The organism is Campylobacter sp. RKI_CA19_01128 (assembly GCF_025771175.1).
Lineage (GTDB): Bacteria > Campylobacterota > Campylobacteria > Campylobacterales > Campylobacteraceae > Campylobacter_D.
In genome coordinates, this window is sequence record NZ_JAKMPU010000004.1 from 58,316 (window position 1) to 76,917 (window position 18,602).

Genomic DNA, 18,602 nt, shown 5'->3' on the forward strand with positions numbered 1-18,602 from the left:
AATTTAGTTTTTGACGAAAGTCATTCAAACTCCCCTTATTTTAAAGGGCAAGATTCGTTTAACGAACGCCAATTTGTGAAAGGATAAATATGGCAAGAGTAAAAACAGGTGTTGTAAGACGCCGCAGACATAAAAAAGTTTTAAAACTTGCGCGTGGTTTTTATAGTGGTCGCCGCAAACACTTTAGAAAAGCTAAAGAACAATTAGAAAGAAGTTTGGTTTATGCGTATCGTGATAGACGCCGCAAAAAACGCGATTTTCGTCGTCTTTGGATAGTGCGTATCAATGCAGCTTGCAGACTAAATGATATTAGTTATTCAAGATTTATAAATGGTCTTAAAAAAGCAGGCATTGAGCTTGATAGAAAAATCTTAGCTGATTTAGCGATGAATGACGCAGCTGCTTTTGCCAAAATCGCAGATGCTGCTAAAAAAGCACTTTAATCTTATTGCAAGGCTTTTTATAAGCCTTGTTTTTCTCTTTACTTTCTTTTTAAATTCTCTTTTTGCTAAAGATATTTTGCTTTTTAAAGTTTATGATGAAAAAGCATTTAAAGATGTAGATTTAAGTCATTATCTCATGAGTGAAAAACTCGATGGTATAAGAGGTCTTTGGAATGGTAAGTCTATGCAAACAAGAGCAGGAAATACTATAAAACTTCCTTTATTTTTCACAAAAAACTTTCCTAAATTTGAGCTAGATGGAGAACTTTGGATAAAAAGAGCTTCTTTTGAAGAAATTTCATCTTTAATACGCCAAGAAAACCCTGATGAAAAACTTTGGCAAAAAGTAAGTTATAATGTCTTTGATGTGCCAAATGCTTGCGAGGAATTTAAGCTTGATCCTTGTACTTTAGAAGCAAGATTAGAAGTTTTAAAAAAGTATTTAGCTAAAAATCCAAATGATTTTATAAAAATCATCCCACAAATTCGCATTAAAGATAAAAATCATTTAAAGCAGTTTTACCAAGATATCATTTCGCATAAAGGCGAGGGCGTAATCATAAGATTAAACAACGCACCTTATGAAAAGAAAAGATCAAACAATGCTTTTAAACTAAAACCTTTTGATGATACAGAATGTGTTGTAAAAAAGCATTTTGAAGGTAAGGGAAAATTTGAAGGCAAAATGGGATCTTTGCTTTGTGAAGCAGTGATTGAGGGTAAAAAAGTAAGTTTTAAGATAGGCTCGGGCTTTAAAGAAAGCGATCGCTTAAATCCTCCGCCAGTTGGTGCTATCATTACTTTTAAATACAACGGCTTAACCAAAAATGGCAAGCCAAAATTTGCCAGTTTTTTAAGAGTGCATGAAAATAGCGTTTTAAAGTAAAAGTAAATTTCAACTTCTCTTTAAAAAAGCACTAAAACAAAGATAAAACACAAAAGCTATACAAGCGCTAGCTATAATGCATGCTCCACTTGCAAGATTATAATAAAAACTTATAAAAAGCCCTATCACACAAAAACTTATACTCAAAAGCGTAGAGATGATCATCATTTGACCAAGCTTTTTAGAAAAGCTCTCGGCGATAAATGCAGGTATGCTAAGTAAAGCTATTACAAGTATAAGCCCTACTACTTTGATACTTATAACGATACAAAAAGCCATCATCGCGATTAAAAGATAGTGAAAAAGATTGGTTTTAACCCCTCTTAAGCTTGCAAATTCTTTATCAAAGCTTAGAATTTCAAATTGACGATAAAAAAGCAATACTAAAATGATAAAAATCACATCAATCACTGCAAATAAAACTATATCTTGTGTAGGTACAGACAAAATACTACCAAACAAATATCCCATTAAATCACCATTATACCCAGGGGTTAAGTCTATGAGTATGATACCAACAGCCATTCCAAAAGCCCATATAACACCGACTATATTGTCACTTCTAAAAGGATATTTTTGTACTAAAAACGCTACAAGCAAGGCTAAAAAAAGAGTAAATAAACTCGTGCTAACAAGTACTGGCAAACCAAAATAAAATGCTATGCCTATACCTCCAAAAGCCCCATGCGTAATACCTCCTGCCATAGAACTTAAGCGGTTGATCATGATTAAAGTTCCCATGATTCCACAAGCAATGCTAGTTAAAAATGCAGCCAAAAAAGCATTTTGTATAAAAGAGCTAGATAAAAGTTCAAGCATGGTTTTTTCCTTCACAGCAACACTGTTCCAAGCTAAGCTCCACATCACAAAAATGCGTGTGATTTTGGCTTAAATGCGCTAGTAAATGTGCCTTTTTTTCAGGAGTGTTTTCATGTAAGAATAATTCTTTATTTAAATATGCGATTTTATTTGCATAAGCTAAGCTTACATTTAAATCATGGCATATTACTATCACGCCAACCCCATTTTCGTGTAATTTTTTCAAAAGCTCAAAAATCTGCACAGAGCCTTTAGTATCTATACTTGCAGTAGGCTCATCAAGGATCAAAAGCTTGCATTCACTTGCTAGAGCTCTTGCGATGTAAACTCTTTGTCTTTGACCTCCGCTTAGTTCGTTGATTTTTTTATCCCAAAAATTTCTCATACCTACTTTTTCTAATGCTAGCAAGGCTTGATCTTGATCTTTTTTGGTATAAAAACCAAAGAATTTTTTATCCACCCTACCCATCATCACCACTTCTAGCACGCGCACTGGAAAGTTTGGATTAGCTAGAGTATTTTGTGGGACATAACCTATATCTTTTAAACTCAAGTTTTCAAAGTTTATATTTTTATGGCTATTTAGTAAACCTAGTATGAGTTTTAAAAGTGTAGATTTACCCCCGCCATTTGGCCCTACTATGGCTAAAAAGTCTTTGCTTTCATAGTTTAGGTTGATATTTTTTAAAACCTCATCTTGATTATATGAAAAGTTTAAATTTTTAATATTGATTTTTATCATTGTAAAACGCTTGCTATATTTTTTGCATCTTTTAAAAGCTCATTTTTATAATCATTTGGCAAATGATCAAGTTCTATGATTTTAAGATTATAATTACTCGCCATAGCTTTAATAGTATTGTTATTAGCTCCTTTTGGCACGAAAATAGCTTTTATTTGCTCTTTTTGTATGAGTTTTGCAAGCTTGGCTAAGTCTTTTGGCTTAGGTTCTTTTCCTTCTATTTCAACAGGAATTTGGCTTAGATGATATCTTTTGGCAAAATACCCCCAAGATGGATGATAGACTAGAAAATGCTTGTTTTTTGCATTTTTAAATAAAGCTTGTATTTGTAAATTTAATGTATCCATTTCTTTTAAGAAATTTTCTAAATTTTGCTCATAAAATGCTTTATTTTGTGGGTATTGTTCTATAAGTGCTAAAGTAATATTTTTAGCATGAGTTTTTGCTAAAAGTGGATCAAGCCATGTGTGAGGGTCATCTCCATGATGATGGTGTCCTTCGTGAGCATGCTCTTGCAAAGGTATAAAATCAATACCATTTTGAGTAGAGATGATTTTGGTATTTTTGAGATTATCTTTAAGTTTTAAAATCCAAATTTTTTCAAATTCTAAATTGGCTGTGAAGTAAATATCGCTTTTTTCAAGTTTTAAAATACCACTTGGTTTAAATTCGAAAGTATGCTCATTTGCATTAGGTGGTATGACTATATTAATATCTAAAGTATCTTTAGCAATTTGCTTTACAAAGTAAGCTTGTGGGGCTATACTAACACTTACCAAATCTTTGGCATATATACTTAAAAATGAAATCAAACACAAAAACACTACTCGCATAATTTTCCTTTCTAAAAACAAAAAAATATTATACTATATTAGAAAAAATAAGGAGTGAAGATGAATTTATGGAATAAAAAAGCAAAAAGCTATGCAAGGTATAATCCTAATTTAAACGAAATTCAAAAAGCTACTTTTGCAAAACTTAGATCTTTACAAGGCAAAATCGTGGTGGATATAGGCTGTGGGAGCGGTGTTTGGACTTTGCATTTAGCACAAAAAGCAAAAAGTGTTTTAGGTATAGACAGCTCTAGTGCTATGCTTGAAATTTTACAAGAAGATGCAAAAACTCATGCCATATCAAATATAAAAACTTTAAATTTAGACTTTGAAAACTTTTATAAAAACAATAACACAAAATTTGACTTAGCCTTTTTGAGTATGTCTCCTGCTTTACAAAATGAAAAAGACTATAAAGCTTTTTTAAGCTTAGCTTCTAAAAAGGTATATTTAGGCTGGGCAAGTAGGCGTAAAAGTAGCTTTTTAGACCCTATATTTGAGCATTTTAACACGCATTTTAAAGGTTTTTACGAAGAGGATTTGCAAAGTTTTTTAAATGCACAAAATATCCCTTATGAGTATGAAATTTTTAATGAAACTAGAGTGGTAAAAAGAGATAAAGAAAGTGCGATAGAAAATGCTTTGTGGCATTTGAGTATGAATGGTGTTAATGCAAACAAACAAGAGTTAGAAAGCTTTGTAAAAGATGAGGTAGAAGAGATCATAGAAGCTAAGATAAAGTTAATAATTTGTGGATAAAGGAAATTTATGAAATTTAGTGTTTCTGATTTTTTAAAAAATATAGGCCAAGAACTAGTCTTAAAATTTAATAGTGCTTCAAATCATAGTCATCCTCATGCAATAGGAAGGGCAAGAGAATGTGGTGTTATAGAAAAACTAGAAGCATTATTGCCTTCAGGTGTTGGCGTTGGTAGCGGTTTTGTTATAGATCTTTATGGTGGAGTATCAAAACAAAGTGATATTGTTATTTATGAGAAGAATTTTGCAAGTAGATTTATACAAAATAATGTTGAAGACTATGCGTATTATTCTTGTGAAAATGTATTAGCAGTTGGCGAGGTTAAATCAAATGCTAACTCTAATGATATCAAAGATTCTATAGAAAAATTAAAACTTGTGAAACAAATACAAAGAGAAAAACCAAAAGAAAAAGGAGTATATAGAAATTTTTTTACTTCAATTTCTATACAAGGGGTGGAAAGTCAAAGTTTTGATCCTGTTGCTAACGAAACAGATCAGATTTTTACTTTTTTAATAGCAAAAACTCTTCCATCGATAGAAATAATTCATAAAAATTTAAAGGATATATGCGGTGATAAAAAATACCTATATCCAAATTGTTTTATTTCTGTAGAAGGTAAATCATTTTATTTTGCAAGTGATGAAGGAATTAGGATTAGTGCTATACATTCCAATGGTATTTATGAATTTGTACTTGAAAATCCCTTTGCATATTTTATAAATCATTTGACTACTTTTATTCAATGTGCAAGAACTACAAGGTTAAACAATTACAAATATCTTGGTTATTATGAAAATACAATTACATCAAATAAACATATGAAAATCTAGCAAATTATGCTAGATTGGTTTTTGAAATTTCATCTTGAATTTTTAAAGTTTCATCTAAAGTTTGTATGATCAAGGTAAAATGCTTATGATCTATATCTTCTTCTTTGTGACTTTTTAAGTATTTATCTAGCACAGCATAACCACCTATTTTAAACTCATAAATTTCAGGACTTACTTCGTTAAAATACAAGCTTTCGTTTATGAAAAGTTCTTTTGTGTCTTTGTTGTATTTGATTTTTTGTATTTTGAAATTTTTATTTTTAATGTCTTTAAACAAGGCTTCGCCCGCATTTGAATTTAACTCATCATTTTTTAATAAATGTAAATTTACAAGTTTTAAGCCTAGTTTGCTTAAATTTTTAAAAGTTTTTTTATTTTCTACAAAAGGAATTTTTGGAAAATCAATTTTTAAAAAATCAAGGTATTTTTCTCTATAAATTTTATGAAAAAGCACCGCATAGATATAGCCTAGTATATCTTCAGGCGAGAATTTTTCTTTATAAAGCTCATCTATGAAAGTTCTAAAGCTTTCTTTGAAATTTTCTATTTTTGAAGTGAAATTTTCTTCATTGAAATTTGGATTTTCTTTTTTTAGGAATTTTTTACTTCTAGTTGTAGGGTAAAGGTAAAGCGGGAATATATAAGCACTTGCATTTCCCGTTTCTAAGATATGTAAATCGGTTATATGTTGTGTTATAAAATTATGATTAAATGTTTGCAATGACACGGTTCTATTGCAAATTAATCCTATATTTTCATTTTCTAAAAAATGTTCAAAAATATCATAAACAGGATAAGCCATAAAGGATTTTGAATTTTCTATATAATAAGTCCATTTATTATCAAAAGGACGATAGTGGCATTTTTTTATAAATTTTTCTAAATTATTATGATTTTTATTAACTGCATTTATAGCAGAATCTAATTTCCAATCCCTTGAATCTTCCCCAATATCATAAATTTTATACAGCTCATCTTTAGTTTTTGTATTAAAATCTTTAAGCAGTTGTATTAGATTTTCTTTTTTATTATGAAAAACTATATTATCTCTTTTTGAGCAAATTCCTACACCTGATAACATAAAAATATCTTTTACACTTATGCCTTTGTTGTATTCTTCTAATAAATCATTATTTTGTGGTAAGAAAAGATAAAAAGGCTCATTATTTTTAATCAAAGTCCATTTTATAGAATTTAAGTCATTTTCATATAAAAATTCGTATTTATCTTTTCTTTTGCCGTATAAATCATGATAATAAATCTTTGTATTTTTAGCTTTTGCATTTTGTTTTATAAAGATATTTATGCTCACACCTTGCATGATATCAAAGACATTATCATCTTTACTTCCATCGGGAGCTTTTTCTTTTTTTCTAGTATCGCCGTGTAAATTTAGTATGTAGATTTTATCAAAGCTTTGCATTAGAGAATATCTCATACCTCTAAAGGTAGGATTATCTAAAAAGCTATTGTTTGAAATAAAAGCAAAAATTCCACTTTCTTGAGAGTCGATTTTGCTTTGTGCAAAGCGTATGAATTTTACATAATCATCTAAAAGCCATTTTGGATTTTTTTCATTTTCTAGTTTGTGTTTTTCATATATAGTTTTGAAAGTGCTTGTGTTTTGCTTTGTTTTTCCTTGAAAATATAAATTTATATATTCTTTTTGCTCTTTGCTAAGATTTGCTTTGCTTGGTTCTAAGCCATAGCTTATTTTGATCTCATCTTCGTATAAGCCTTTGTTGCTACTTGCTCCACTATAAGGTGGATTGCCTGTGATGATTAGAATTTGTTCTTCTTTTATCTTTTGTGCTTTTTTAAATTCGTTGGTTAAATCAGCAAGTGTAAAAAGTGTGTTTTGATTATCTTGTTCTTTGGATATGCTTTTAGAATACAAAGTATTTGTTAGTGCTATTTTAAGACTTTCATTGTCATTTAATGGAGAGCTAAATTCTTCTTTAAAGCTTTGAGAAAGTTTTAAGTGTGCTATGGTATAAGGTGCTATTAAAAATTCAAAACCGCAAAATTTATCTATCAAAGCTTTTGGATTATAATTAACGCTATTTTTATTTATAGGTTCTAAGGCTTTTCTAAAAGCTTCAAGTAAAAAGGTGCCAGTGCCTGTGGCAAAATCAAGCAAGGTTATATCTTTGTTTAAAGCTTCGCTTAAGCCTTTTTTGTGATTGAAATCTTGTTTTAAAATTTCATCTATGGCATTTATGATGAAATTTACCACAGGCGCAGGAGTATAATACACTCCCCTTACTTCTCTAAGCTTTGGATCATAACTTGCTAAAAATGTTTCATAAAAGTGCAAATAAGGATCTTTGTGAGTAGATAAAATACTACGATTAAATAGATCTTTTTCACTAGTTTTGTTTAGTTCTTTTATAATACTTGTAATGTCTATGTGATTTATAATGTTTATAATTTCTTCCAAAAGCCATTTTATATTTTCTAAATTTTCAAAACTATCATCTAAAAATCCACTCATAGAACGAATCAATGGAAATGATTTTGGTATGAATTTTTTGGCATTGTTTAGATCTATTTCTTTTGCGGTATTGTTGTTTAATTTTGCTAAAAATAAACTATAAGTTAAAGTTTGTGCAAAAGAATCGCAAAATTCTTCATAGGATAATTCTTTATAAAGTGTTTCTTTGAAGGTGTTAAATAAACTTATCAGCACTTCATTTTCGATAGAAAGCAAAAGCTCATCTTTTAAAATTCTTGTTCTTAAACTTAGATGATTTGCAAAATCTAAAGCTGAATTTATGGGATTTGGGATTTTGGCAAAAAATATACTAAAAAGCTCGTTTAATTCTTTTGCTTTTGTTTCTAGTAAAGATTGATTTTTAATAATGCTTTTTATCTCATCAAGAGAGCAAATTTTTACTTCTTTGCAAACAGTGATCTCGTTTTTCTCATTTAAGCTTAATAATATAAATCTTAAATAATCAGTAAGAATGATATTTGGACTTAATTTTGTGTATTTTAAAATTTGATCGCTTTTTATGATGTTGTCAAGATTTGCATTTACTCTTTTGTTTTCTATGTAGCCTAGTGTTAGAAAATCTTTTGTTATTAAAAAATCCGGAGCGCCTCTGCCTTCTTTGTCATTGTTTGGCTCTTGTTTGATAGAGATTTTATTTTGCTTGTCTTGATTTTCTTTTATAGCTTGTAATAAATTTTGCAAAGCTGTTCTATGTGTGTGTTCTTTATCGTTGATAGAAATATCTTTTATGTTTTCTAGATAAGCTTTTAGCATTAATTTCCTTTTAATTTGCAACTTTGAAATTTAAAGTTTTTCCTGCCATAAATGGCACTACATCACCGTATTTTTGCGCTACTTGCCATTCTTGTTTTTCTAAAGTGATGATTTTATCTTTTTCAAATTTAAGATTATGAATTTTACAAGCATTATCTGAAATAAATTTTTGTAAATTTGCTTCATTTGAGTGTTTTTCAAAAAGTTCAGCCAATACAGGTAAAATCACTGGCGCACTAAATACACCAGCTGCGCACCCACAGCATTCTTTAGTGTGTAATGGATGAGGTGCGCTATCGCTTCCAAACATAGCCTTTTCATAACCACTAAAAGCAAGCTCACATAAAGCGTCTTTGTCTTCATAGCGTTTTGCAATAGGTTTGCAAAATAAATGTGGATCCATTTTTCCACCCACTACATCATCAAGCGTTATCATTAAATGGTGCAAAGTGATAGTTGCGTATAAATTTTCATAATCTTTTAACAAATCACACAAAACTTTAGTGGTAATATGCTCCATTACGATTTTTAATTTTGGAAAGTTTTTAGCTAATTTTTCATAAATTTTAGCAAAATTTGCTTCTCTATCCATTACAAAATCATTTGTTTCTCCATGCACAAGCAAAGGCAGTCCAAGCTCACTCATAGCATTTAATGTGGGTTTTAACTTTTCTATATCAAAGCTTGAAATTCCATTATCTGAGTTGGTAGTGATACCTGCAGGATAAAGTTTTATGGCAAAAAGCTCATCTTTAGCTTTTTCTAAAAATTTCTCATCATAGTCTTTAAAAAATAAAGTCATTAAAGGCGTAAAATCTTCATTTTTACACGCTTTTAAAATGCGTTCTTTGTAAGCTTTTAATGCGTTTGTTTCAGTAAGTGGGGTGATTAAATTTGGCATGATAACCCCTGCTTTAAAGTCTTTTGCACTAAATGGAGCTACAAGTTCAAGCATGCTTTCATCGCGTAAATGTAAATGCATATCCAAAGGGTTTTTAAGTGTCATTTTATCTCCTATTTGAGTTTATATAAGCCGTTTTTGAGCTTTTCAAGCAAAGCTTTTTCTTCTAAAAATTTAAAAGTAGAAATGATGGTTGGTTTGCTGATGTTTAGTTGTTTAGAAAGTTCTTCTATGTTTGCAAAGACAAAGCCATCTTCATTAGCATGAAGGGCTAAAAATTCTAAAATTTCAAAGCGTTTTTTACCAAATATTTTCGCACATAGTGTTTTTACTTTATCATCCATTCTCTAACCAAATCAAAAAGAATAAAACTCCAAGTAATTATAGCTAAAACCACGCTAAAAAACACTCCAGTGCTCGCACAATCTTTTGCTTTTTTAGCTAAGATGTGAAATTCGCTCGTGCAAAGATCCACGCAAGCTTCTATAGCAGAATTTAGCGCTTCTACAATTAAAATTAGTACCAAAACAAATACAAGCACAAAATGCTCTAAAAAACTCACAGGTAAAAATAAGCTTGCAAAAATCAAAGGTAAAATAATGGCAAATTCTATCCTAAAAGCCATTTCATCTTGGAGTAAAAATTTAATTCCACTAAAGGCATAGCTTGCATTTTTAAATAAAGAATATTTTGGCTTCATTAAGGATTTTCCTTTAAATTTTTGCTAAATATATCATAATTTGCCTCATATTCTTTGCTATTTACACCAAAATACCCTAGCAAACTTGAAAAAAGATTATCTTGAGAAAGTTTATAGTCTTTTTTGCTTTGTAAATCTTGGCTTAATTTGCTATCTTTACTCCAAAATATCATCGGTATATGCTTTTGATCTTTTGGTGCTATTAAATAAGGCATACCATGAAGATAAATTCCATTTTCACCCAAACTCTCCCCATGATCTGATAAATAAAGCAAAGAAGCTTCTTTGGTAGGATTTTGCTTAAGCATATCTATAAGGCTTTTTATAATAAAGTCTGTATAAAGTAAAGTATTATCATAGGTGTTGATGATTTGTTCGTGTGAGCAGGTATTTAGCTCGTTTGTATCACATGTTGGCATAAATTTTTTAAATGCATTTGGATAGCGTTTATAATAAGTTGGCCCATGTGAGCCTTGTAAATGTACAACGATGATTTTATTTGAATTTGTATTTTCAAGTTCTTGCTTTACAAGTTCAAGTAAGCTCTCATCATAATCTTTTGCAATGAGTTTGTGTTTTATACGATCGCAATTTCCTTTACAGCCCCCTGAATTATTACCAAACCAAACACTTTGTATTCCAACCTTTTGCAAGATATCTAAAACATTTTCTTCGTATAATCCATCTTCAAAATTTACTCTTTTGTATCTTGAAAACATACAAGGCAAACTTCTTGCAGTAGCCGTTCCACATGAGCTTACATCGTTAAAATACACTAAATTTGGCTCATTTTTGGTATAAAAATTAGTATCATTTGTGCTGTATCCACCTAAAGAATAATTACTCGCTCTAGCAGTTTCACCTATGACTAAAATCATAAGCTTAGTTGTATTGGTATCTTTTAAACTTGCATCATTTGAAATGATAGTTAGTTCTTTTTTACCTGCTAGTTTTTTCTTTGTAAATTCTATGCTTGAGTATATTGGATAAAAAGGTAGATTATACATTCTAACAATATTGTGTGATCTTAAAAAAGGCAAAAGTGTTTTTGAACTAAGAGCTACTAAAGCAAAGCAAAATACCAAAGAAGTCAAAAATAATACACTTTTTTTGAAAAAATATCTTTGATAATCAATCCTAGTAAAAATCATAAGCAAACTAGGAAAAATCACAAAGGTTAAAATATACAAAGCAAAGGAAAAATTAAAATAAGAAAAAAATTCCCTATTGTCTGTTTCAACGACATTTTGTATCATATGATCATCGATTAAAACCCCATAATTGCTAACAAAATAACTACAAATAGCACAAGTACTAAGTAAAAATATGCTTAAAATTTTGGTGATATAGGGAAAATATACCAAAGATAAAACGCCCAAAACCAAGAAAAAATAAATTCCAAAAAACACACTAAAAAGCATAGTGTTTTGATCTATCTTTTCATATACAAACTCAAACAACGGGAAATTAAACGCCATGATAAAAATCGTATTAAGCAGGGTAAATTTTGTCCATGAAAGTTTTAGGTGCATTTTTTTCCTTTGGAATAAAATAAAAACTTAGTCTATTTGAATAAAATTAATAAATCGCATATAAAATAGCAACAAAAGAAGATTGGTAAAGGTATTTTATGAAATTATTATCATGGAATGTAAATGGCCTAAGGGCAATTTGTGATAAAAACGCACTGGATTGGATTGAAAAAGAAGAAATCGATTTTATAGGTTTTCAAGAAATCAAAGCACACGAGGATAAATTTCCAAAAAGAATTTATGAGTATCCTTTTAAACATATGTATTCAAATAGTGCTAAAAGAGCAGGGTATTCTGGTGTAATGAGCTTGTGTAATTTTGATAGTGAAGTCAAAAAATGTGAATTTTTTGATGATGATGAGGGTAGGGTTTTAGAACATAGTTTCAAAAATGTAGTTTTGTTTAATATTTACTTTCCAAATGGTCAAAAAGATGAAGAGCGTTTAAACTTTAAAATGAAATTTTATAATGATTTTTTAGTGTATTTAGATAAGCTTTTAAAAGAAGGTAAAGAAATCATAATATGTGGAGATGTAAATACTGCTCACCGCGAGATAGATTTAACTCATCCAAAAGCTAATGAAAAAACTTCAGGCTTTTTACCGATTGAGCGTGCTTGGATAGATGATTTATTAAAATTAGGCTTTATAGATACTTTTAGACATATAAATGGCGATATTAAAGAAAAGTATTCGTGGTGGAGTTATAGAATGAAAGCAAGAGAAAGAAATGTGGGCTGGAGGATTGATTATTTTTTCATTTCTAATGGCTTAAAAGATAAGCTCAAAAATGCCTTTATAAGAGATGATATTTTTGGTTCAGACCATGCTCCTGTAGGGATAGAAATAGATATTTAAGGCATTTTTTGATGTCTTAAATAATTATTAAGTAAAAATTGCTATAATTTTGTCTTCAAACTGCAAATTGGCCCATTCGTCTAGCGGTTAGGACATCGCCCTTTCACGGCGGTAACACGAGTTCGAGTCTCGTATGGGTCACCACTCTATATTTTTCTCCACAGTATTATTTTTTTCATTTTTTATCAAAATTCATCTATTTATTTATAATTATTTATTATTTTGTAAATATATGTTTATATTAAGTTAATTTTAAATTAATAATTATTAATATTCCAAATCTTTTATTTAATTTCGTTAAATTTATATTGACTTCACACTTGTTTTTTAAAATATACAAAAAGGAGGGACAAAATGTATAAAGTTAAAAACAAAAATGAGTTGATGAATTTGGTGCACAATGAAAGAATTTCTCTAAGAGATATTGATGTTTCTTTGATAGAAGATTTTTCATTCGTTTTTTATTGTTCTACTAGAAAAGATTTTTTGGGTATTGAGCGTTGGGATGTATCTAAGGCTAAAGATATGTCTTATATGTTTTATTGTTGTGAAAGTTTTAATGCAGACTTATCACGCTGGGATGTTTCAAATGTCGAAAATATGGCAAGTATGTTTTTTAACTGCAAAAATTTCAACAAAGACTTATCAAAGTGGAATACACAAAATTTAAAAGATATGTCTTATATGTTTTTTAATTGTGTTAAATTTAATCATTCTTTATTGCACTGGAAAACCTCTAATGTAATCAGAATGGCACATTGTTTTGAAAACTGCCATGCGTATGAGCATAATGTGGCAAGTTGGGATGTGCAAAATGTAATTACCATGGCCTATCTTTTCCATAATTGTAAAAATTTTCACCACGAGCTAGATGAGTGGAATATCCAAAGAGATTGTAATACTGATAAAATGTTTGGAAATCGTGGTATTGATAAACTTTATGCTGTAAAAGGCGTGGAGTTAAAATAATCAAATTCACACATTTTTTGTGTGAATTTTTCTTTTATTTCTTTAAGTTTTTCATCAAGTTTTTGTACTAAACTTATCTTTTAAAAGTGCTATTTTATAGTGCTTAGAGATTATTTTTTAGGAAAATTTCCATGAGAATAAAATTTATTATAAAAAGAGATAAAAGCCAAGTTACATTTGATATTTTTAAAATCAAAAATGCCATTTTCAAAGCCAATATAAATTCCACAGATGAAAAATTAAATAATGATTTTTTAGATAAACTTTGCGATGAGGTTGTAGCTTTACTGGATGAAAAACACATACAAGTAGAACAAATTCAAGATAAAGTTGAAGAAGTTTTAATCAAAAATGCCTTAGTCAATACTGCAAAATCTTATATTTTATATCGCCAAAAAAGAGCACAAATTCGCAATGGTAGCTATGATTTGCTAAGTTTGTATGATGATTTAACTTTTAAAGATTCTAAAGAAGCTGACTTAAAAAGAGAAAATGCAAATATTAATTCAGATAGTGCTATGGGTATGATGTTAAAATATGGCTCAGAAGGCGCAAAATACTATGTAGATGAGTGTATTTTACCAAAACATATCGCAAATGCACACAAAAACGGCGATATACACATACACGATAAAGACTTTTATATGCTAACACAAACTTGCTGTCAAATAGACTTATTAAAGCTTTTTGAAAATGGTTTTAGCACAGGACATGGAAGCTTGCGTGAGCCAAATGATATCAGATCTTATGCTTCTTTAGCTTGCATTGCCTTGCAGGCTAATCAAAATGAAATGCATGGAGGCCAGTCTATACCCAATTTTGATTTTGCTATGGCAAAAGGTGTGGCAAAGACTTTTCAAAAAGAGTATAAAAAGGCTATAAATGCTTTTTTTGAAATAAAATTAGAACAAAGTTTAGATGAGCAATGCTTTAAAAATGCTAATTTTCAAGCTTCAAGCGAAAAAGAATGCTTCAAAGAGCTTTTAAGGCTTGATTTAAATAGTGATGAGAATTTTTTAAAACAAGCAAATTCTTATGCTTATAAAAGAGCATTAAAGCAAACCCAAGATGCGACTTTTCAAGCTATGGAAGCTTTAGTGCATAATCTTAATACTATGAACTCAAGAGCAGGAGCTCAAGTGCCTTTTAGCACGCTAAATTATGGCACCGATACATCTTTTGAAGGGCAAATGGTGATAGAAAATTTACTAAAAGCCACGATGAAAGGCTTAGGAAATGGCGAAACGCCAATTTTCCCTGTGCAAATTTTTAAAGTAAAAGAAGGTATTAACTATAATGAAAAAGACCCAAACTACAAGCTTTTTAAGCTTGCCATAGAATGTGCTTCTAAAAGACTTTTTCCAAATTTTAGCTTTTTAGATGCAAGTTTTAACGCAAAATACTATAAAAAGGGTGATTACAACAGCGAAGTAGCTTATATGGGTTGTAGAACTAGGGTTATGGCAAATGTTTATGATGAGAGTAAAGAAATCACAAGCGGTAGGGGAAATTTAAGCTTTACAAGTATAAACCTTGTGCGTTTAGCCATAGAAGCCAAAGGAAATTTAGAGCTTTTTTACTCACTTTTAAAAGAAAAATTAGAGCTTGTGTATGAGCAATTACTTCATAGATATAAAATTCAAAGTCTAAAAAAGGTTAAGAATTTTCCATTTTTAATGGGCGAGGGAATTTGGATAGATTCAGATACTTTAAAAGAAAATGATAGCGTAGAAAAAGTTATCGCACATGGGACTTTGGCTATAGGTTATATAGGACTTTGTGAGAGTTTAATAGCTTTGATAGGTTCTCATCATGGACAAAGCCAAGAAGCAAGGGAGCTTGGCTTACAAATCGTGCGTTTTATGCGTGAATTTGTCGATGAAAAAGCACTCAAAGATAAGCTTAATTTTTCACTCATAGCTACCCCGGCTGAGGGTTTAAGTGGAAGATTTTTAAAACTAGATCAAAAAAAATACGGCATTTTAAAAGGCATAACCGATAAAGATTTTTATACTAATTCTTTTCATGTTCCTGTAGATTTTCCTATTAGCATATATGAAAAAATTCAAATAGAAGCCCCATATCATGAGCTAAATAATGGCGGGCATATTACTTATGTAGAATTAAATGGCGATGTGAGTAAGAATTTAGAAAGTTTTGAACGCATTATAAAATGTATGAAAGAAAGCAATATAGGCTATGGCTCGATTAATTTCCCGCTAGATAGGGATCCAGTGTGTGGTTATAGTGGTGTGATAGATGAGTTTTGTCCAAAGTGCCATAGAAAAGAAGATGATATTAAATTTGAACGCATAAGAAGAATCACGGGTTATTTAGTAGGAACGCTTGATCGTTTTAATGACGCTAAAAAAGCTGAAGTTCATGCAAGAATTAAACACGATTTTTCTTAGATTAGCTGGTATTATAAAAGAATCCATAGTCGATGGCTATGGTTTGCGTTATGTGATTTTTACTCAAGGTTGCCCTCATCATTGCAAAGGCTGTCATAACCCACAAACGCATGATTTTAACAAAGGATATTTGCAAGATTTAGCGAGTTTATATGATGAGATTTGTAAAAATCCTTTGCTTCAAGGTGTTACTTTTAGTGGTGGAGAGCCTTTTATGCAAGCAAAAAATTTAAGCATTCTAGCAAAATGCATTAAGGCTTTAGGACTTGATCTTACCATATATACAGGCTTTACTTATGAAGAGCTATTAGAAGAAAAATCAAAAAAAGAATTACTTATCTTAGCTGATATTTTGGTAGATGGGAAGTTTATTTTAGAGCAAAAAGACTTATCTTTAAAATTTAAAGGTAGTAAAAATCAACGCATTATCGATGTAGCAAAAAGCTTAGAGCAAGGCAAAGTAATACTTTTTGAAAAATAAAGACTCATTTAGTCTTTTTTAATTTAACTATGTTAGAATATCCATAAATTTAAAAAAGGAGAACAATATGTTTGAATTAAGAAAACTACCTTATGAAGCAGACGCTTTTGGAGACTTTTTAAGTGCAGAAACTTTTGCATTTCATCATGGCAAACACCACCAAACTTATGTAAATAACCTAAACAATCTTATCAAAGATACTGAATTTGCAGGAAAAGATTTAGTTTATATCATACAAAACTCAAATGGTGGAGTTTTTAACAACGCTGCTCAAGTATATAATCATGACTTTTATTTTGATTGCATTAAGCCAAAAACATGCTGTGGCTGTGGCTGTTCTTTGAGTGCTGAGTTTAAAGCAGCAGTTGAAAAAGACTTTGGCTCTATGGAAAATTTAAAAGAAGAGTTTATCAAAGGAGCTACAGGGGTATTTGGTTCTGGTTGGTTTTGGTTAGTTTATAACACTCAAAATCAAAAATTAGAATTAGTAGCTACAAGCAATGCTGCTACACCTATCACTGAAGGTAAAGTTCCGCTTTTAGTAGTTGATGTATGGGAGCATGCTTACTATGTAGATCACCGCAATGCGCGCCCTGCGTATTTAGAAAAATTCTACGCGCACATTAACTGGGAATTTGTAGCAAAAGCTTATGAATGGGCTATTAAAGAAGGTATGAACTCAGTAAGCTTCTATGCAAACGAACTTCACCCTGTAAAATAATCAAGTTTTTTTAAGAAAAACCCCGTAAAATAGACTAAATACAAAAATTAGGAGATTTTATGGAGGTTTTTCTTTCTGTCGTGGCTACTTTATTTTGTGTATTTTTAGTAGCCTATTTTATTCTTAAAAAATACAATCCTATCTTTACTTTTTTTCTCTCAGGTATTATTATCTTAATCATCATTTCTTTAGCAACTGGTGAGTCTGTGCTAAAACAAAGCTTAGGAAATCCTGTTTTTGATGTCTTTGGTTTTGTAACTCAAACTTTTAAGACAAATTTAGCTGGTGTGGGGCTTATTATAATGTCTGTTGCAGGTTTTGCAGCCTATATGAAGCACATTAATGCTTCGGCAAAGTTAGCTTTTGTAGCAAATAAACCGCTAGGCAAGATTAAAAATAAATACCTAGTTTTAAGTGGAACTTTTGTAGTGGGTATGGCTTTAAAAATAGTTATTTCAAGTTACACAGGATTGTTACTTTTATTGCTTGCTTCGATTTATCCTGTTTTAATCGCCATAGGAATTCGTCCTATCACTGCTGTATCGGTTTTGTCATTAATTGCACTTGATTATGGTCCTAAAGATGGAAATTCTATAAATTTAGCAGATATGGTAGGCATTGAAAATGTTGTTGCTATGTTTTTTGAATACCAAATTTATCCTGTTATAGCTTATGTTGTTGTGATAGCTTTGCTTATTCCGTTTTATTATAGTTATATGGATAAAAAAGACTTAGCAAAAGGCGTTGTGGATAATATCGAACATATGGAAATAAAAAACCCAAATTGTCCTTTATTTTATATTTTCTTGCCTTGGCTTCCTATAGTGTTTTTATTTGGTGCTTATTTTGCAAATTTATATGGATATAAAGTGAAGCTAGATGTGGTGAGTGCCAATTTTTTAAGTATAAGTTTGGTTTTTATTTTAGAGTATGTTAGACATAAAGATGCAAAAAAACTTGCAGATGATTTGATGGTGATACTAAAAGCCATGGCAGAAATTTTTGTAAGTGTTGTTTGTATTATCATTGCAGCTTCTATTTTTGCAGAAGGTATTAAAGCATTAAAAGGTATAGAACATTTAGCCTTAGCAGTTTCTTCTATGGGAGCTTCTGCTGTGTTGCTTACTATTATAGTTTTAAGCTTTATTGTGTATTTTGCAAGTGTGATTATGGGTAGTGGGATTGCTGCTTTTAATGCTTTTGGAAGACTTGCTCCAGATATTGCTCAAAAACTAGGGATTAATCCTATCTCACTAGCTTTGCCACTTGAGATTGCTTCTTGTTTGGGGCGTGCTGCCTCGCCAATATCGGGTGGAATTTTAGCCTTAGCAGGCTTTGCAAAATTAGATCCTATAGCCATTGTTAAAAGATCTACTCCTATGTTGCTTGTAGGAATGGCTTTAAATATCCTAATAGCTTGGTATTTTGCATAAATTTAGAGTGATG

Annotated in this window: 18 protein-coding genes and 1 tRNA gene; 11 read left to right on the plus strand and 8 right to left on the minus strand. The window is 30.4% G+C overall.

Going from position 1 to position 18,602, the window contains the following annotated elements:
* Positions 1-89: 89 nt before the first annotated feature.
* The gene (gene rplT, locus L8U98_RS03960) at positions 90-443 is read left to right on the plus strand and encodes a 50S ribosomal protein L20 (RefSeq protein WP_039617097.1); all 354 of its coding nucleotides are present in this window, start codon (positions 90-92) and stop codon (positions 441-443) included.
* Positions 421-1,329 (plus strand): DNA ligase, encoded by a 909-nt coding sequence (locus L8U98_RS03965; protein ID WP_263725000.1) that lies wholly within the window; start codon positions 421-423, stop codon positions 1,327-1,329. The genes rplT and L8U98_RS03965 overlap by 23 nt, the downstream gene beginning before the upstream one ends.
* A gap of 9 nt (positions 1,330-1,338) precedes the next feature.
* Here the strand turns inward: L8U98_RS03965 and L8U98_RS03970 are convergent, their stop codons facing one another.
* Genes L8U98_RS03970 through L8U98_RS03980 form a run of 3 tightly spaced genes read right to left on the minus strand, consistent with a single transcriptional unit; the run spans position 1,339 to position 3,723 of the window.
* Positions 1,339-2,148, minus strand: a complete 810-nt coding sequence (locus L8U98_RS03970; protein ID WP_263725001.1) for a metal ABC transporter permease — start codon at positions 2,146-2,148, stop codon at positions 1,339-1,341.
* Positions 2,141-2,890 carry a metal ABC transporter ATP-binding protein gene (locus L8U98_RS03975; RefSeq protein WP_263725002.1) on the minus strand — a complete coding sequence of 250 codons (750 nt, stop codon included), beginning with the start codon at positions 2,888-2,890 and terminating at the stop codon, positions 2,141-2,143. Before L8U98_RS03975 ends, L8U98_RS03970 begins: the two co-directional genes overlap by 8 nt.
* A complete protein-coding gene (locus L8U98_RS03980) occupies positions 2,887-3,723 on the minus strand; it encodes a metal ABC transporter solute-binding protein, Zn/Mn family (RefSeq protein WP_263702409.1) in 837 nt (278 codons plus the stop codon). Before L8U98_RS03980 ends, L8U98_RS03975 begins: the two co-directional genes overlap by 4 nt.
* Before the next feature lie 60 nt (positions 3,724-3,783).
* On the opposite strand from L8U98_RS03980, the gene L8U98_RS03985 reads away from it, so the two are divergent.
* A complete protein-coding gene (locus L8U98_RS03985; RefSeq protein ID WP_263725003.1) occupies positions 3,784-4,482 on the plus strand; it encodes a class I SAM-dependent methyltransferase in 699 nt (232 codons plus the stop codon).
* Between the two features lie 9 nt (positions 4,483-4,491).
* On the plus strand, positions 4,492-5,316 hold the full coding sequence (locus L8U98_RS03990; protein WP_263725004.1) for a DUF6602 domain-containing protein: 825 nt from the start codon (positions 4,492-4,494) through the stop codon (positions 5,314-5,316).
* 4 nt (positions 5,317-5,320) lie between these two features.
* On the opposite strand, the gene L8U98_RS03995 is transcribed toward L8U98_RS03990, so the two are convergent.
* Genes L8U98_RS03995 through L8U98_RS04015 form a run of 5 tightly spaced genes read right to left on the minus strand, consistent with a single transcriptional unit; the run spans position 5,321 to position 11,717 of the window.
* Positions 5,321-8,584, minus strand: a complete 3,264-nt coding sequence (locus L8U98_RS03995; protein ID WP_263725005.1) for a type ISP restriction/modification enzyme — start codon at positions 8,582-8,584, stop codon at positions 5,321-5,323.
* A 10-nt stretch (positions 8,585-8,594) separates the two neighbouring features.
* The gene (pyrC, locus tag L8U98_RS04000) at positions 8,595-9,590 is read right to left on the minus strand and encodes a dihydroorotase (RefSeq protein ID WP_263725006.1); all 996 of its coding nucleotides are present in this window, start codon (positions 9,588-9,590) and stop codon (positions 8,595-8,597) included.
* Between the two features lie 8 nt (positions 9,591-9,598).
* Positions 9,599-9,829, minus strand: a complete 231-nt coding sequence (locus L8U98_RS04005) for a helix-turn-helix domain-containing protein (RefSeq protein ID WP_039617109.1) — start codon at positions 9,827-9,829, stop codon at positions 9,599-9,601.
* Positions 9,814-10,185: a diacylglycerol kinase gene (locus tag L8U98_RS04010; RefSeq protein WP_263725007.1), complete on the minus strand. Its 372-nt coding sequence runs from the start codon at positions 10,183-10,185 to the stop codon at positions 9,814-9,816. The genes L8U98_RS04005 and L8U98_RS04010 overlap by 16 nt, the downstream gene beginning before the upstream one ends.
* Positions 10,185-11,717, minus strand: a complete 1,533-nt coding sequence (locus L8U98_RS04015; RefSeq protein ID WP_263725008.1) for a phosphoethanolamine transferase — start codon at positions 11,715-11,717, stop codon at positions 10,185-10,187. The genes L8U98_RS04010 and L8U98_RS04015 overlap by 1 nt, the downstream gene beginning before the upstream one ends.
* 98 nt (positions 11,718-11,815) lie before the next feature.
* Here L8U98_RS04015 and L8U98_RS04020 point away from each other — a divergent pair, with 98 nt between their 5' ends.
* From L8U98_RS04020 to dcuC, 7 genes are all read left to right on the plus strand, one after another.
* Entirely contained in the window at positions 11,816-12,574 is a 759-nt protein-coding gene (locus tag L8U98_RS04020; protein ID WP_039640473.1) for an exodeoxyribonuclease III, read from the plus strand.
* Positions 12,575-12,643: 69 nt separating this feature from the next.
* Positions 12,644-12,718, plus strand: a tRNA-Glu gene (locus tag L8U98_RS04025).
* A 210-nt stretch (positions 12,719-12,928) separates the two neighbouring features.
* Positions 12,929-13,543 (plus strand): BspA family leucine-rich repeat surface protein, encoded by a 615-nt coding sequence (locus tag L8U98_RS04030; RefSeq protein WP_263663709.1) that lies wholly within the window; start codon positions 12,929-12,931, stop codon positions 13,541-13,543.
* A gap of 131 nt (positions 13,544-13,674) precedes the next feature.
* The gene (locus L8U98_RS04035; RefSeq protein ID WP_263725009.1) at positions 13,675-15,954 is read left to right on the plus strand and encodes an anaerobic ribonucleoside triphosphate reductase; all 2,280 of its coding nucleotides are present in this window, start codon (positions 13,675-13,677) and stop codon (positions 15,952-15,954) included.
* Positions 15,926-16,435, plus strand: a complete 510-nt coding sequence (gene nrdG / locus L8U98_RS04040) for an anaerobic ribonucleoside-triphosphate reductase activating protein (protein ID WP_263725010.1) — start codon at positions 15,926-15,928, stop codon at positions 16,433-16,435. Before L8U98_RS04035 ends, nrdG begins: the two co-directional genes overlap by 29 nt.
* A gap of 67 nt (positions 16,436-16,502) precedes the next feature.
* Positions 16,503-17,156, plus strand: coding sequence for a superoxide dismutase [Fe] (gene sodB, locus L8U98_RS04045; protein WP_263706970.1), 654 nt, complete (start codon positions 16,503-16,505; stop codon positions 17,154-17,156).
* A gap of 59 nt (positions 17,157-17,215) precedes the next feature.
* Positions 17,216-18,589, plus strand: a complete 1,374-nt coding sequence (dcuC, locus tag L8U98_RS04050) for a C4-dicarboxylate transporter DcuC (protein WP_263663713.1) — start codon at positions 17,216-17,218, stop codon at positions 18,587-18,589.
* Positions 18,590-18,602 lie beyond the last annotated feature (13 nt).